General features: G+C 64.5%; 16 protein-coding genes. 10 read left to right on the top strand and 6 right to left on the bottom strand.

Features of this window, described 5'->3' with window-relative positions; genetic code table 11:
• Positions 1-2 precede the first annotated feature (2 nt).
• A complete protein-coding gene (locus ABM562_RS08100) occupies positions 3-422 on the bottom strand; it encodes a polyribonucleotide nucleotidyltransferase (RefSeq protein WP_115085184.1) in 420 nt (139 codons plus the stop codon).
• Positions 423-540: 118 nt separating this feature from the next.
• On the opposite strand from ABM562_RS08100, the gene hrpB reads away from it, so the two are divergent.
• The gene (gene hrpB, locus ABM562_RS08095; RefSeq protein WP_460421372.1) at positions 541-3,066 is read left to right on the top strand and encodes an ATP-dependent helicase HrpB; all 2,526 of its coding nucleotides are present in this window, start codon (positions 541-543) and stop codon (positions 3,064-3,066) included.
• On the opposite strand, the gene ABM562_RS08090 is transcribed toward hrpB, so the two are convergent.
• Both ABM562_RS08090 and ABM562_RS08085 read right to left on the bottom strand, forming a co-directional pair.
• Complete coding sequence (locus tag ABM562_RS08090) at positions 3,067-4,146, bottom strand: endonuclease/exonuclease/phosphatase family protein (protein WP_460421370.1); 1,080 nt, start codon at positions 4,144-4,146, stop codon at positions 3,067-3,069.
• 62 nt (positions 4,147-4,208) lie between these two features.
• Positions 4,209-4,877, bottom strand: a complete 669-nt coding sequence (locus ABM562_RS08085; protein WP_460421369.1) for a YciC family protein — start codon at positions 4,875-4,877, stop codon at positions 4,209-4,211.
• 153 nt (positions 4,878-5,030) lie between these two features.
• Between ABM562_RS08085 and ABM562_RS08080 the strand changes: the two genes are divergently transcribed.
• The 3 genes from ABM562_RS08080 (at position 5,031) to ABM562_RS08070 (ending at position 6,980) form a co-directional block, all read left to right on the top strand.
• Complete coding sequence (locus tag ABM562_RS08080; RefSeq protein WP_115085187.1) at positions 5,031-5,777, top strand: DUF2076 domain-containing protein; 747 nt, start codon at positions 5,031-5,033, stop codon at positions 5,775-5,777.
• A 101-nt stretch (positions 5,778-5,878) separates the two neighbouring features.
• Positions 5,879-6,358, top strand: a complete 480-nt coding sequence (locus ABM562_RS08075) for a LabA-like NYN domain-containing protein (protein ID WP_036996945.1) — start codon at positions 5,879-5,881, stop codon at positions 6,356-6,358.
• Between the two features lie 19 nt (positions 6,359-6,377).
• A complete protein-coding gene (locus ABM562_RS08070) occupies positions 6,378-6,980 on the top strand; it encodes a 3'-5' exonuclease (RefSeq protein ID WP_115085188.1) in 603 nt (200 codons plus the stop codon).
• Here ABM562_RS08070 and ABM562_RS08065 read toward each other — a convergent pair.
• A complete protein-coding gene (locus tag ABM562_RS08065; RefSeq protein ID WP_115085189.1) occupies positions 6,977-7,435 on the bottom strand; it encodes an Lrp/AsnC family transcriptional regulator in 459 nt (152 codons plus the stop codon). The genes ABM562_RS08070 and ABM562_RS08065 overlap by 4 nt on opposite strands.
• Positions 7,436-7,588: 153 nt before the next feature.
• Here ABM562_RS08065 and yedA point away from each other — a divergent pair, with 153 nt between their 5' ends.
• The 3 genes from yedA to ABM562_RS08050 all read left to right on the top strand — a co-directional run bounded on the left by yedA (position 7,589) and on the right by ABM562_RS08050 (position 10,880).
• Entirely contained in the window at positions 7,589-8,521 is a 933-nt protein-coding gene (yedA, locus tag ABM562_RS08060) for a drug/metabolite exporter YedA (RefSeq protein WP_115085190.1), read from the top strand.
• The gene (locus ABM562_RS08055) at positions 8,518-9,474 is read left to right on the top strand and encodes a hypothetical protein (RefSeq protein ID WP_233674464.1); all 957 of its coding nucleotides are present in this window, start codon (positions 8,518-8,520) and stop codon (positions 9,472-9,474) included. Before yedA ends, ABM562_RS08055 begins: the two co-directional genes overlap by 4 nt.
• Positions 9,475-9,548: 74 nt before the next feature.
• Positions 9,549-10,880, top strand: a complete 1,332-nt coding sequence (locus ABM562_RS08050) for a DEAD/DEAH box helicase (RefSeq protein WP_115085192.1) — start codon at positions 9,549-9,551, stop codon at positions 10,878-10,880.
• Positions 10,881-10,971: 91 nt separating this feature from the next.
• Here ABM562_RS08050 and ABM562_RS08045 read toward each other — a convergent pair whose 3' ends face one another.
• Entirely contained in the window at positions 10,972-12,207 is a 1,236-nt protein-coding gene (locus ABM562_RS08045) for a TIGR03862 family flavoprotein (RefSeq protein ID WP_460421365.1), read from the bottom strand.
• A gap of 149 nt (positions 12,208-12,356) precedes the next feature.
• Complete coding sequence (locus ABM562_RS08040; protein ID WP_134061333.1) at positions 12,357-13,271, bottom strand: histone deacetylase family protein; 915 nt, start codon at positions 13,269-13,271, stop codon at positions 12,357-12,359.
• A gap of 130 nt (positions 13,272-13,401) precedes the next feature.
• Here ABM562_RS08040 and ABM562_RS08035 point away from each other — a divergent pair, with 130 nt between their 5' ends.
• The 3 genes from ABM562_RS08035 to ABM562_RS08025 all read left to right on the top strand — a co-directional run bounded on the left by ABM562_RS08035 (position 13,402) and on the right by ABM562_RS08025 (position 15,508).
• On the top strand, positions 13,402-13,971 hold the full coding sequence (locus ABM562_RS08035; protein ID WP_115085194.1) for a GNAT family N-acetyltransferase: 570 nt from the start codon (positions 13,402-13,404) through the stop codon (positions 13,969-13,971).
• Positions 13,972-14,048: 77 nt separating this feature from the next.
• Positions 14,049-14,918 carry an acyl-CoA thioesterase II gene (tesB, locus tag ABM562_RS08030; RefSeq protein WP_115085195.1) on the top strand — a complete coding sequence of 290 codons (870 nt, stop codon included), beginning with the start codon at positions 14,049-14,051 and terminating at the stop codon, positions 14,916-14,918.
• Entirely contained in the window at positions 14,915-15,508 is a 594-nt protein-coding gene (locus ABM562_RS08025; RefSeq protein WP_115085196.1) for an HAD family hydrolase, read from the top strand. Before tesB ends, ABM562_RS08025 begins: the two co-directional genes overlap by 4 nt.
• Positions 15,509-15,587: the final 79 nt, after the last annotated feature.

Raw genomic sequence — 15,587 nt, 5'->3', positions numbered from 1 at the left:
GATCAAGCAGCGGGCTTGAGGCCGTACATGGCCAGTTGCTCGACACTGCCCTTGTGCTGGATCAGGCGTGGGTCATTGAGCGGCAGGCGCTGGCCCAGTTCGCTCTCGAGAATAGCCTGCAGCTTGCTGTTGTCGACCTTGCCGTCGGCGCTGATGGCTTCATTGAGCTTCTCGGGCGCGACCTGGGCAGTGGTGCCGCCTGGCAGGTAGATAGCGCCGGTGGCGAAGTCGATACCGAAGGCGATCAAGCCCGGGATCACGTAGAAAAGGATGCCGATTGCGTCGAGGGCGGCGACCACCGGGTCGATCTTGCCCTCGATCTGGCCGCGTCGGTCGGGGAAGAACAGGGTGCCGCAGGCGGTCAGTTGGGTCAGCAGGGTGGCGATCACGACGCCGCCAATGACACGGGAGGGAATACGCATGGAAATCTCCGGAATGAAGGCGACAACGATACAGGCAAAGAGCCGGTATCTACAGCTAAGACCATGATAAGGCAGGCTCGGTTCGCCGTTATACTCGGCGGATTGTTTGAGGGCCACCATGAAATCATTACCGATCGATGCCGTACTGCCAGCCTTGCGCGCAGCCTTGAGCCTGCGCCACGAAGCGGTGCTCGAAGCGCCCCCCGGCGCCGGCAAGACCACCCGTGTGCCGCTGGCGCTGCTTGATGAGCCGTGGCTGGCCGGGCAGCGCATCCTCATGCTCGAACCGCGGCGCCTGGCGGCACGGGCGGCAGCCGAGCGGCTGGCCAGCGAGTTGGGCGAGCAGGTCGGGCAAACGGTCGGTTATCGCATTCGGCTGGACAGCAAGGTCGGCCCGAACACGCGGATCGAGGTGGTTACCGAAGGGATTCTCACCCGTCGTTTGCAAGCCGACCCGGCCCTGGACGGTGTGGGCTTGCTGATCTTCGACGAATTCCACGAACGCAGCCTCGATGCCGACCTGGCCCTGGCCCTGAGCCTCAATGGTCGCGAGTTGTTGCGTGACGAGCCGCCGCTGAAGATCCTGCTGATGTCGGCGACCCTTGAGGGCGAGCGTCTGTCGAGCTTGCTCGACGATGCCCCGGTGGTCAGCAGCGAAGGGCGCATGTACCCGGTCGATGTGCGGTGGGGCCGCCCCTTCCAGGCGGGCGAGTTCATCGAGCCGCGGGTGGTCGATGCGGTGCTGCAGGCCATCGCTGACGAGTCGGGCAGTGTCCTGGTGTTCTTGCCGGGTCAGGCGGAAATTCGCCGGGTGCATCAATCCTTGCAGGAGGCCCTCGGTGATCGCCGCGATATCCTGCTATGCCCATTGCATGGCGAGCTCGACCTCAATGCCCAACGCGCCGCCATCGACACGCCCGCTGCCGGCCTGCGCAAAGTGGTGCTGGCGACCAACATCGCCGAGACCAGCCTGACCATCGACGGCGTGCGCGTGGTGGTCGACGTCGGCCTGGCGCGGGTACCGCGTTTTGATCCTGGCAGTGGCATGACCCGCCTGGACACCCAGCGCATCTCTCGCGCCAGCGCCACCCAGCGCGCCGGCCGTGCCGGACGCCTTGAGCCCGGCGTGTGCTATCGCTTGTGGTCCGAAGCCCAGCATGAGCAACTGGCGGCGTACGGCGCGGCCGAAATCCTCCAGGCCGATCTGGCCGGGCTGGCCCTGCAGCTATCGCGCTGGGGCGTCACCCCCGAACAATTGCGCTGGCTCGACCAGCCGCCTGCTGCCGCGTACGGCCAGGCGCTGGACCTGTTGCGGCGTCTGGGCGCGTTCAAGGCCGACAGTCAGGACAGCCTCAGCGCCCACGGCCAGGCCATGGCCGAATTGCCGGCGCATCCGCGCATCGCCCACTTGCTGCTGCGCGGCCAGGACCTGGGGCTGGCCGACATGGCTTGCGACGTCGCCGCATTGCTCGGTGAACGCGACATTCTGCGCGGCGGCGGTGCCGACCTGCACAGTCGCCTGGCCTTGCTCAGCGGCGAAACCCGCGCAGCCAAAGGCGGGCAGGGCGGCGTGAAGCGCGCCCGGCAACTGGCTCGCCAGTACCGTGGTTATCTGCGTGGCAAAGCCACTTCAGCTGTTGCCGACCCTGACCATTCCCGCTGGCTGGGCGCCTTGCTGGCGCTGGCCTATCCGGACCGGGTCGGCCAACAGCGGCGTGCCGGCGGTGCGGAATATCGGCTGGCTAACGGCCGTGCCGCGCTGTTCGGCGAAGCCGATGCCTTGATGAAACATTCGTGGCTGGTGATTGCCGACCTGGGCAGCCGCCAGGGCCAGCGCGAGGAGCGCATTTATCTCGCCGCCGACTTCGACCCGGCACTGTTCGACGGGGTGCTGGCCGAACAGGTGCGCAGCCTGGATATCCTTGACTGGGACGAACGCGAAAACGTTTTGCGTGCCGAGCGTCAGCGCAAGGTCGGCGAGCTGGTGCTCAGCCGAGAGCCACTGACCGGCCTGGACGAAGACGCCCGCGCAAAGGCCCTGCTGGAACTGGTGCGGCGCAAGGGCCTGGAGCTGCTGTCGTGGACCCCCGAGCTGCGCCAGTGGCAGGCGCGTGTGGCACTGTTGCGCCAGCTCGACCTGGCAACCCTGGGTGAAAGTGAATGGCCGGACCTGAGCGACGCCACCCTGTTGGCAAGCCTTTCGCACTGGCTGCAACCCTACCTGGGCAAGGTCACCCGTCTGAGCCATTTCGCCCAGCTCGACCTCTCGTCGATCCTGCGCAATCTGTTGCCCTGGCCACTGCCTCAGCGCCTGGATGAACAGGCGCCGGTCCACCTGAGCGTGCCTTCAGGCTCGAACATCCGCCTGGACTACAGCGAAACCCCGCCAATCCTCGCCGTGCGCCTGCAGGAGCTGTTCGGCCTGGCCGAAACCCCACGTATTGCCCAGGGCCGACAGCAAGTCCTGTTGCACCTGCTGTCGCCCGCGCGGCGGCCGGTGCAGGTGACCCAGGATCTGGCCAACTTCTGGCGCAGTACCTATGCCGAGGTGAAGAAGGATCTGAAGGGGCGCTATCCCAAGCACTATTGGCCGGATGACCCGTTGGTAGCCGAGGCCACCGCGCGGGCCAAGCCACGCAAATAATCACGGCTGCGCAGGCAACAGCAAGCGCGCCGTCACCGGCAGGTGATCGGAGATCTCCAGGGTGTCCTGCTGAATCACCCGTGCCCCCAGACGCTGCAGCTTCGGGCTGTGCAACAGGTAATCGAGGGTGCGGTCCGGCCCTTGCAGATTAGGGTCGTTGGGGTAGTGGGTCAGCCAGGCCGCGCGGTCGGCGCCGCTGGCTTCGGCATTGCTGGGGATCATCGGGTACTTGTCCCAGAGCAGGTGCAAGTCGCTGTCGGCGCTGTACTGACCGCGCAGTTCGGCCGGCAGGCGCCGGTACTGGCCGAGCGGCAGCAGGTTGAAGTCGCCGCCGATCAACCAGGGGGTGCCCTGGCTTTCCAGTTTGTCGAGCAGCCGCGTTAGCTGTTGCACCTGCTGGCGCTGGATATCGCTGCCCGCCTCGAAGGGGGCGAGGCGGGTGTTGAGTACCGCTAACTGGCCGCCGTCGCGCAGTGGCAGGTAGCTGGCAAGGATGGCTTGCTGAGGTTGCAGCAAGCGCTGCAGGGCGTTGCCGGCGGCGACCGGCAATTGCACGCGTTCGGCCTGCTTGATCGGGTAGCGGCTGAGGGTCGCCAGGCTGCGGCCGACGCTGCCGAAAATATGCCAGTCGGGGACGAAATCGGCTTTCCAGTCGTAGGCCTGCACCGCGCACGGATAGATATCCACCAGACGCTCGCGCAGCAGTGCCAGCTGGTCCTGGTAGTCGCTGGCCTTGGCGTTGTTGTCCAGTTCCTGGAGCAGGACGATGTCCGGCTGCTCGGCGCGGATAACCCGCGCCACTTCATCGAGGTTGAAGGCGAGGTCTTCAGGGGTAGGGCGGGTGTCGTCGCCACGGCCCTGGTCGTACCAGAACACGTAGCGTTTGCCGGCCAGGTACTGCACGTTCCAGGTCATCACCTTGAGCACCTGGCCCGGCACCAGCGTTGCGTTGCCGGCGCGACAGCTGACCGGCAGGGTTTCGCGTGGCTCGGGTTGCCAGCTCAGCTGCGTGGCCAGCAGCCACAGCAGGGCGAACAGAACAAGCAGGGTCAGCAGTGCGTTGCGCAGTAGTCGGGTCATCGGCTCGGCTTGGCTTGGCAGGTCACCGCCAAGCATACCCGAGCCGTTCGTCCGCTAACCAGTCAGGATACCGGTGGCTCTGCAACCGGTTCGCTGACCAGCATGTACAGGCGGAACATCACCACGGTGCTGAACAGCTGCAGGAAGCCGTTGGCGCTGTCGAGGGCCAGTTGCACCAGCGCCGAAGGCTCGGGCACCAGCATCATGCTCAGGCCGTCGATCAGCCACAGCGGTGCCAGCACGCCGAGGATGCAGCTGAAAATGCGCCAGAAATTACCGGTGCTCAGCTTGAAGCTTTCACGCATGGCTTCGATTGGCGACAGGCCGCGCAGCACCAGGACGTATTCGGCAAACACCAGATGGATCATCACCCAGATGCCGGGAATGATGAACAGCGCGGCGCCGGCCATGATCAGCAACGAGCTGAGCATCACCATCAGGGCGAACGACGGCCACAGGCGCAAGGCCATGGCCAGCAGGTTGCGCTTGAGCGGGGTGTAGCCGTTGCTGCGGGTGTCGAGGTAGAGGATCAGCGCGGCGCTGTACAACGGGTAGAACAGCAGGCTGACCAGCATGCCGTAGCCTGGCGAGGCATCCTCGCCCAGTTGCTGGTTCAGCAGCTGGGTGCACAGTGCTTCGAGCACCACCAGCGGCAGGCACAGCTGGGCAATGCTCAGCAGGTGACGGCGGAAGAAATACAGGGAGTCGCGCAGAACACTAAGCGGATTCATCGGTCGATATCGCATTGAAAAAAAGCAGGGCGTCACTTTAGCCCAGCCGTAGGCCAACCTGAAGAAAGTTTAATCCCGGCTTGTGTTGAATCTACGGCCCCGGCACCCCATTTTACCCGTACTCGATTTTCCGGTTTTGCAGTGAGGTTGCCCATGAACAGTGAAGAACAAACCCTGATCGACGGCCTGTTCGGTCGGCTCAAGCAAGCCGAGGACCCGGCTGTGCCGCGCGACGCCCAGGCCCAGGCGCGCATCGGCGAACACCTGCAGCAGCAACCCGCGGCGCCTTACTACATGGCCCAGGCGATCCTGGTGCAGGAAGCGGCGCTCAAGCGTCTCGACGAACAGAACAAACAGCTGGAGGCCGAGCTGAAACAGGCCAGGGCCCAGGTTGCAGCGACCGCGCCGAGCAGCGGCGGCGGCTTCTTGTCGAGCATATTCGGCAGTGGCACCCGCGATCCACAGCCGGTACAGAACCCGGCCCCCGCCAGCACTCCCAGCCGTGGCGGCGGTTGGCGCGAACCGTCGCGCCCGTCATTCAACCAACCTGCCCAGCAGCAGGGTTTCAACGCAGCTCCCGCCCAGGCTCCGGCCCGCGGTGGTGCCAGCAGCTTTCTCGGTGGCGCGCTGCAGACTGCCGCTGGCGTGGCCGGCGGGGTGATGCTGGCCCAGGGTATCAGCAGCCTGTTCAACCACCACTCGCAGCCTGAAGAAGTGGTCGAGGTGATCAAGGAAGAACCGGCGCCCGCCAGCGACACGGGCGGCTGGGGCAGCAACGACGAGCAACGCCTGACCGCCGACAATGGCAGCTATGGCAATGACCAGGGCGGCTTCATGGACACCGACTACGGCAATGATGACGGCGGCTTCTTCGGCGGTGACGACGACAGCTTCGTCTGACCGCGCTTACCCGCATGGCTCGCGGGCTGGCATACTGGGCGCCGAAACGGCCCCGGTGTGCGGCGGCCGGTAACAGCGCCGTGGCGCCATGAGGAAAAGCGGTGAAGAAGATCGCGGTATTCGCCGATGTGCAGAACCTCTACTACACCGTGCGCCAGGCCTACGGTTGCCACTTCAACTACGCGGCGCTGTGGGCCGACATCAGCCAGCACGGGCAGATCGTCGAAGCGGTGGCCTACGCCATCGACCGCGGCGACAGCAAGCAGCAGCAGTTTCAACAGATACTGCGCAACCTTGGTTTCACAGTCAAACTCAAACCCTATATCCAGCGCAGCGACGGCTCGGCCAAGGGCGACTGGGACGTGGGCATCACCCTCGATGTGATCGACGCCGCCGCGCGGGTCGATGAGGTGGTGCTGGCTTCCGGCGATGGCGATTTCGACCTGCTGCTCGAGCGGGTCATCAGCCGTCACGGCATTCAGGCCGTCGCCTATGGCGTGCCGGGGCTGACCGCCAATTCACTGATTCGCGCGGCCAGCCGTTATGTGCCCATCGAGGGCAGCCTGCTGCTCAAGCATTAAGATTTCCGAGGTTGTCGTTTTGGAACGTATCGCTGTCATCGACTTTGAAACCACCGGTATTTCACCAGGGGCCGGTTGCCGGGCCACGGAGGTGGCGGTGGTCATGCTGGAGCGCGGGCGCATCGTCGAGCGCTATCAAAGCCTGATGAATGCCGGGGTGCCGGTGCCGGCGTTTGTCGCCGGCTTGACCGGCATCACCACCGCCATGCTGCGCAGTGCGCCACCGATCGCCCGGGTGATGAACGAGGTGGCCGAGTTCGTTGGCGATACGCCGATGCTCGCCCACAACGCCTCGTTCGACCAGAAATTCTGGGACTACGAGCTTTCACAGATCGGCCGTAGCCGCAGCCAGCGGTTCGCCTGTTCGATGTTGCTGGCGCGGCGCCTGATGCCATCGGCGCCTAACCACAAATTGGGCACCCTGACCCGTTGGGCCGGCCTGCCTGACACCGGCACCGCGCACCGGGCCATGGCCGATGCGGAAATGGCCGCCAACCTTGCCCAGCACCTGGCCGGGCAATTGCGCCAGCAGGGCGTCAACGGCGTCTCCCACCAGTTGTTCTGCAGCCTGCAGAAAGTCCCCGCGGCGAAGATCGGCGAAGCGCTGAACAACTATCGCTAGGCCTTCTTGCCGTTGTGCTCCAGGTGGCCCAGCGGCAGGCGCCGCTCCACCGCGCTGGAGAGAATGATCGAAGTCTTGCTGAAGCCGAACTGGGCGATGCGGTTGATCAGTTCCTCCAGTTCCGGCATCGAGGCCACGGCCGCCTGCATGATCACGCAGGGGTCGCCGGTCACCCGGTGGCACTCGGTCAGTTGCGGGATCTGCGTGAGCTCCTCAAAGGTCTGCTGGTTGCCATGGCTGGCCAGGCGCAGCTCGATCACGCACTGGATCGGCAGGCCGATTTTCTCCAGGTCGACCTTGGCCTGATAGCCGGTAATCACCCCGCTGGCTTCAAGCTTGGCCACCCGTTCGGCCACCGCCGGGGCGGAGAGATTGACCTTGCGCGCGAGTTCGGCGAAGGAGGCGCGGCCGTTGTCCAGCAGGGCGCTGAGGAGCATGCGATCGTACTTGTCCATGGGCTTCCAGAGGCTGATTGTCGATTCAAAGGTGCAAGACCTGAATAACCGTTGTTTCAAAAGTGTACGGCTCGTTTAAACAGGTTTTGTAACTTATGTTTGCCGTGCTGCCTTTCTAAACTAACCGCCCGACACCCATAATTCGAGCCCCCCATGCCTGCCTCCCGTCGCTTCCCGTTAGTCTTGATCGGCGCCTTTCTCGCCTTGTACCTGGTCTGGGGCTCGACCTACCTGGTGATTCGCATCGGCGTCGAATCCTGGCCGCCGTTGCTGATGGCCGGGGTGCGTTTTGTCATTGCCGGTTCCTTGCTCTACGGCTTTTTGCGCTGGCGCGGCGTGCCGGCACCGACCTGGCCGCAATGGCGGGCAGCGGGTGTCATCGGTGTATTGCTGCTCAGCTGTGGCAACGGTGGCGTGACCCTGGCCGAGCACGCTGGCGTGGCCTCTGGTGTGGCCGCGCTGGCGGTGGCCACAGTGCCGCTGTTCACCTTGATGTTCGGCCTGCTCTGGGGCCATCGCAACACTCGCCTGGAATGGGCCGGGATTGTCCTCGGCCTGGTTGGCATCGCCTTGCTCAACCTCGGCTCCAACCTGCAGGCCAGCCCCGTCGGTGCCGCGCTGATCCTGTTTGCCGCCGCCTCCTGGGCCTTCGGCTCGGTATGGAGCAAAAGCCTGCCGCTGCCCCAGGGGCCGATGGCCAGTGCCGCGGAAATGCTCGTTGGTGGCGTGGTCTTGCTGCTCGGCAGCGCGTTGAGCGGCGAACGCATGACCCAGATGCCCACCGCCGCCGGCTGGGGGGCGCTGGCCTACCTGGTGTTCTTTGGCTCGATCCTGGCCTTCAGCGCCTACATGTACCTGCTCAAGCACGTGCGTCCGGCCGCAGCCACCAGCTATGCCTACGTCAACCCGGCAGTGGCGGTGCTGCTGGGGATCGTTTTTGCCGGCGAACAGATCGGTTTCGAGGAATGCGTGGCAATGGCGGTTATCATTGGCGCCGTGGTGTTGATCGGTGTGCCGCAGTGGCGCCGACCGGCAGTTGAAAAGGCCAAACCCGTTGGCGAAGTGGAAGGTGAACTCTGTAAATGAAAGGACGTTTTGCCAGGACGGCAGTGAAGATCGTGGGTTGCGTGGCAGTGGTCGCGGTATGCATGGTCATGTTGCGCGACGACCGAAGCACCTTCATGACCCTGTATTTTCAGGAGTCGGTTACCCGCACCAGCGCCAGCGACGAAATCGACCCGCGCTATGTCCAGGCGCTGCAGCAGATCATCGCTACGCAGCAGATCGATACACAAAAGATCGACCTGGTGCTCGATCCCGACAGCCGGCGGGCACTGCAGCTGCGCTTTGCCGATGATGCCCTGAATGCCAGGCAGCGCCAGGATCTGCAGGCGTTGTTCGAGTCATTCGAGCCCGCTCGTGAAGCGGCCCGGCTCAGTGGCCGGCTGATGGTCGACATGCGCCAGGCGCGAAAGCTGGGCCTGGGTGTTTATGACTTCGGCCCGGCGCCCAGGGAGATCGTCGCACTCGGTGAGGTGTCGCTGCCACTGCACTTCAGTTTTCGCTCTGGAATCGATGTGCAGTTGCGACGCAAAGAGCAGGCGACTGCGCAAAAGCCGCAGGCCGATATGATCTGTGAGGCCAATGCCAGGCTGCAGGCAGCGTTGCCCTTCGAGGTGACCGAGTTCGATGTCAGTGGCAGCGACCTGCGCGGCGAAATGAAGTTGCGCATGGCCAGCGGTGAGCAAGTCCAGGCGCCGGCGCAGCTATTTTTCGATGATCAGCAGTTGCTCGAACGTCTGGAGATGGGCGGTATGCGGGTACGCATCGACCGCCCGGACACTGTAGACCGTCTGGTGTTCGAGTTCGGCTCGATTGGCACCGTCAGGTATCAGCCTTACATGTACTTCATCCGCAACGACCCCGAGGCATTCGACGCTTGTCGAGCGGTTGCCTACCAGAGCGGCAGGCCCTTTTCGTTCTATCTGGGGGAAGGTGTCGATCGTCTGCTCAAGGTACGCTTTCAACCGCCAGGCTGATACCGACAGGGGCACGCGCCGGGCCTGAACAAGGTAAACTGCCGCCATTGCTGAATTCCCCTGACGGTATTGCCATGACTTTCGCCAAACTCGGCCTGATCGAACCCTTGCTGCGCGCGCTCGAGCGCCTGGACTACAACACCCCGACCCCGGTCCAGGCCCAGGCCATTCCTGCCGTACTGGCCGGCCGCGACCTGATGGCTGCCGCCCAGACCGGCACCGGCAAGACCGCAGGTTTTGCCCTGCCGCTGTTGCAGCGCCTGACCCTGGAAGGGGCCAAGGTCGCCAGCAACTCGGTACGCGCGCTGGTGCTGGTGCCGACCCGCGAACTGGCCGAACAGGTACACGCCAACATTCGCGACTACGCCGAGCACCTGCCACTGAGTACCTACGCGGTGTATGGCGGCGTCAGCATCAACCCGCAGATGATGAAGCTGCGCAAGGGTATCGACCTGCTGGTGGCCACCCCCGGCCGTTTGCTCGACCTGTTCCGCCAGAACGCGGTGAAGTTCAACCAGCTGCAGGCGCTGGTGCTCGATGAAGCGGACCGCATGCTCGACCTCGGTTTTGCCGAAGAGCTGCGCGCGGTGTACGCCGCCTTGCCGGCACGCCGGCAAACCCTGCTGTTCTCGGCAACTTTCTCCGACGAGATCCGCCAACTGGCCGCACAAACCCTCAATGATCCGTTGAGCATTGAAGTCAGCCCGCGCAACGTCACCGCCAGCACCGTTAAGCAGTGGATCGTGCCGGTGGACAAGAAGCGCAAGCCAGAGCTGTTCAGTCACCTGATGCGCAAACAGCGCTGGAAGCAGGTGCTGGTGTTTGCCAAAACCCGTAATGGCGTTGACCAGTTGGTCGAGCGCCTGCGTGGCCAGGGTGTCAACGCCGACGGTATCCACGGCGACAAGCCTCAGGCCACTCGCCAGCGTGCACTGGACAGCTTCAAGGCGCGCGAGATCCAGATTCTGGTAGCCACCGATGTGGCGGCGCGCGGGCTGGATATCGACGACCTGCCGCTGGTGGTCAACTTCGACCTGCCGATCGTGGCCGAGGATTACATCCACCGCATCGGCCGTACCGGGCGCAAGGGCAACAGTGGTGAGGCGATTTCGCTGGTGTGTGCCGACGAGGTTCAACTGCTGTCGGCGATTGAAACCCTGACCCGCAAGACCTTGCCGCGCCATGAAGAGCCGGACTTCACTCCGGACCACAAGGTGCCGATGACCGACGCCAATGGCCAGGTGCTGAAGAAGCCGAAAAAGCCGAAGAAGCCCAAGGAGAACAGCAGCAAACGCAGCCTCGGGCGTTGGCTGGACAGCGCTGAAACGCCAGCGGCGGCGCCGCAGGCCAAGCCGGTGCGCAAGGTGCCGACTTTCAACACCGGGCCGCGCAAGCGCAAGCCTTGAGTACGCCATCGCGGGTCAAGCCCGCTCCTACAGAGGGCAGCGATAACCTGTGGGAGCCGGACTTGCCGGCGATGGAAGGCGAAGCCTTCCCTTAGGCCTTGAGCCACTCCAGCAACCCCAACCCCGCCTTGCGCCCACTGGCAAAACAGGCCGTCAGCAGATAGCCGCCCGTCGGCGCCTCCCAGTCGAGCATCTCGCCGGCACAGAACACGCCGGGCATCTGCTTGAGCATCAAGCGTTCATCCAGCGCTTCGAAGGTCACCCCACCGGCACTGCTGATCGCTTCATCCAGCGGGCGAGGGCGCACCAGGGTGACCGGCAAGGCCTTGATCGCTTGCGCCAGCAACGCCGGTTCGGCAAAGGTCTGCTGATCGGTCTGCTCGCGCAACAGCGCTGCCTTGACCCCGTCCAGCCCCAGTTGACTGTGCAGATGCTTGGCCATCGAGCGTGAACCCCGCGGCTTGGCCAGGGCCTGCTGGATTTTATCCACAGGCCGGTTGGGCAGCAGGTCGATCAGTACCCTGGCGCTGCCATCGCGGTTGATCGCCTCGCGAATCTGCGCCGACCAGGCGTATACCAGGCTGCCTTCCAGCCCTTGTGCGGTGAGCACGCACTCTCCCAGGCGCGGTGCATGGCCTGCAAGGCTCAGGGCGATATTCTTCAGCGGCGCGCCGGCAAACTTGTCCTTGAGCACAGCGCTCCAGCCCTCGACCTCGAAGCCACTGTTGGCCGCCTGCAACGGCGCAATCTGCACGCCTTGCGCTTGCAGCCAGGGCAGCCAGGCTGCATCCGAGCCCAACCGCGCCCAGCTGCCGCCGCCCAGCGCCAGCACGGTGGCCGTCGGCTTGAGCGCCAGTTCGCCCTGTGGATAAGCGATCCGCAAGGCTCCTTCGGCGTTCCAGCCCAGCCAGCGATGGCGGGTGTGGATAACTACTCCGGCGTCGCGCAGGCGCTTGAGCCAGGCGCGTAGCAGCGGCGCGGCTTTCATGTCGCGGGGGAAGACCCGGCCGGAACTGCCGACGAAGGTTTCGATACCCAGGTCGTGAATCCACTGGCGCAGCACGTCGGCATCGAAGCCTTCGAGCAGGCGGGCAACTTCATTCGTGCGTTCGGCATAGCGGGCGATGAACGCCGGGTAAGGCTCGGAATGGGTGATGTTCATGCCACCGACCCCGGCCAGGAGGAACTTGCGGCCCACCGAGGGCATGGCGTCGTACAGCTCGACGGCGACCCCGGCCTGGCTCAGCACTTCGGCGGCCATCAACCCGGCCGGCCCGCCTCCGATAATGGCAACGTGTGGGCGGTCGGTGGGGCGGGTGTCGGTCATGGTCGGCTGCAAGCTGGGAAAAAGAGCCGGCATTCTACCTTAGCGGGCCGCCCGGAAACACTGATCAAAAAATGAACAGCAGCCTCAAGGCCAGGTGGTTAAAGGCCTTGAGGGGGTTTCCAGCAGGTTATCCACAGGCGGTTCCACAGTCATTGTGAGTAACCCAGCACGCGACTGGCGCTGTGGTGCAGTATCCCGTGACGGCGGGCGAGGGCCTCGCGGTCCTTGCTGTAGCCTCCGCCAATCACGCCGACCACCGGGATGTCACGCCCCAGGCAGTGGCGCAGCACGCTTTCGTCACGCGCGGCGACGCCTTCATCGGTGAGTTGCAGATACCCCAGGGCGTCGTCCTTGTGCACGTCGACGCCGGCGTCGTACAGCACCAGGTCAGGGCGATACAGCGGCAGCAGGTAGTTGAGCGCGTCATCCACCACCTTCAGGTAAGCCTGGTCACCCATGCCGCGCGGCAGCGGAATGTCCCAGTCGCTTTCAGCCTTGCGCGCCGGGAAGTTCTGCTCGCAATGCAGCGACACGGTGATGGCATCCGCGGTGTCGTGGAGGATGCGCGCGGTACCGTCGCCCTGGTGCACGTCGCAATCGAAGATCAGCACCTTGTGCACCCGCCCGGCTTCCAGCAGGTAATGGCTGATCACTGCCAGGTCATTGAAGATGCAGAAACCGGCCGGGTGATCGTAATGGGCATGATGGGTACCTCCCGCCAAATGGCAGGCGATGCCGTGCTCCAGCGCCTGCTCGGCGGCCAGCAGCGAGCCGCCGACCGCACGCACGGTACGCCGCGCCAGGGCTTCGCTCCAGGGCAGGCCGAGGCGGCGCTGGTCTTCACGCGACAGCTCGCCATGCATGTAGCGCTCGATGTAGGCGCGGTCGTGGGCCAGGGCGAGGATATCGTTGGGGCAGATTTCCGGGCGTAGCAGCGCCGCATCCGTGGTCAGGCCGCTGGCGACCAGGTGATCGCGCAACAGGCGGAACTTGTCCATCGGAAAGCGGTGCTCGGCGGGGAACGCCGGGCTGTAGTCGTCGTGATAGATCAGCGGCAGGGGCATGGCAGGGTCTTGGTCAGAGCAGGAATCGATCTTGCCAGCTCCTTGCCTTGTTGTGCTACCAGCACTGAAGCGCCAGCAGCCGATGAACAGCCTACGCTGTAAACTGCAGGCTGTGGATAAGGAGCCGAGCATGACCCCGATACTGCAACTTGAAAGCGCGCGGCTGCAGTTGCGCCAATGGCAGGATGACGACCTCGCCGAGTTCGCCGCCATGTGCGCCGACCCTATGGTCATGCGCTACTTTCCTGCGCCGTTGACCCGGGTCGAGAGCGCCGCGCTGATCGGCCGGATCCGCGGTCACTTCAATGAATACGGCTATGGCCTATGGGCCCTGGAACGCAAGGATACCGGCGCTTTCATCGGCATGACCGGCCTGCTCAATGTTAGTTTTGACGCCGACTTCGCCCCAGCGGTGGAGATCGGCTGGCGCCTGGCCCGGCGTCACTGGGGGCTGGGGTTTGCCAGTGAAGCAGCCTGGACCAGCCTGCGCTGCGCCTTCGCTCAACTGGGCCTGGAGCAGGTGGTGTCGTTCACCACGCAAAGCAACCTGGCGTCGCAGAAAGTCATGCAGGCCATCGGCATGCAGCAGGACCTGGCAGGCAGCTTCGAACACCCCAAGCTAGAGCCTGGCCACCCCCTGCGCCCGCACGTGCTGTACCGCATCGACCGCGCCCAGTGGCAAGCTACCCTGCGCGGCTGAATTGCAGAACATACGGGCTGGCAATGACAAACCCTGTATTATTTGCAGCAGTTGCGCATTGCCTTGGAGAATCTTGAATGAGCCACGTGTTGGACGATCTGGTTGACCTGTTGAGCCTGGAATCGATCGAGGAAAACCTGTTCCGCGGGCGAAGCCAGGACCTGGGCTTTCGGCAGCTGTACGGTGGACAGGTACTGGGCCAGTCGCTGTCGGCGGCCAGCCAGACGGTCGAAGAGGCGCGTCATGTGCACTCGCTGCACGGTTACTTCCTGCGCCCGGGCGATGCCAGCATGCCGGTGGTCTATTCGGTCGACCGCGTGCGCGATGGCGGCAGTTTCAGCACCCGGCGGGTGACCGCGATCCAGAAGGGCAAGACCATCTTCACCTGCAGCGCCTCGTTCCAGTACGACGAAGAAGGTTTCGAGCACCAGAGCCAGATGCCCAATGTGGTCGGCCCGGAGAACCTGCCGTCGGAAGTCGAGCTGGCCAAGGGCATGGCCGATCGCCTGCCTGAAGCCATCCGCGACAAGATGCTCTGCGCCAAGCCGATCGAAATGCGCCCGGTGACCGCCGAGGACCCGTTCAACCCCAAGCCGGGCGAGCCGGTGAAGTACGTCTGGTTCCGCGCCGATGGCAACCTGCCGGATGTGCCGGCGCTGCACAAGTACATGCTCGCCTACGCCTCGGACTTCGGCCTGCTGACCACTTCGCTGCTGCCCCATGGCAAATCGGTGTGGCAGAAAGACATGCAGATTGCCAGCCTCGACCACGCGCTGTGGTTCCACGGCAACCTGCGCGCCGACCAGTGGCTGCTGTACGCCATGGACAGCCCGTGGGCCGGCAATGCCCGTGGTTTTGCCCGCGGCAACATCTACAACCAGGCCGGGCATCTAGTGGCCTCGTCGTGCCAGGAAGGCCTGATTCGTCATCGCAAGGATTGGCAATGAGCCTGCAGCAGATTCGCCACTGGGTGTTCGACATGGACGGTACCCTGACCGTCGCCGTGCACGATTTTGCGGCGATCAAGGAGGCGCTGGAGATTCCGCAGACGCACGACATCCTTACCCACCTGGCGGCTTTGCCGGCCGCCGAGGCCGCCGCCAAGCACGCCTGGCTGCTGGAACATGAGCGTGAGCTGGCGATCGGCTCGCGCCCGGCTACCGGCGCCGTGGAGCTGGTCCGCGACCTGGCGGCGCGTGGTTGTCGGTTGGGCATCCTCACCCGCAATGCCCGTGAGCTGGCGCATATCACTCTGGAGGCCATCGGCCTGGCTGACTGCTTTGCCGTCGAGCACATCGTCGGTCGCGATGAAGCACCGCCCAAACCACACCCGGGTGGCTTGTTGAAGCTGGCCGAAGCCTGGGACGTGGCGCCGACCGAGATGGTCATGGTCGGCGATTATCGCTTTGACCTGGATTGCGGCCGGGCGGCGGGGGCGCGGACGATTCTGGTCAACCTGCCGGACAATCCCTGGCCGGAACTGGCCGACTGGCATGCGGCGGATTGTCGTGCGCTGCAGGTGATGCTCGACCAATAGCTGGCAAGGCCGGCTCCCACAGGTGGGCTGCACGCGGTCCTTGTGGGAGCTGGCTCGCCAGCGATGAGGCCCTCACACC

The sequence above is a fragment of the Pseudomonas sp. ZL2 genome (assembly GCF_054788455.1).
This window is presented reverse-complemented; position numbering and strand designations above follow the sequence as displayed.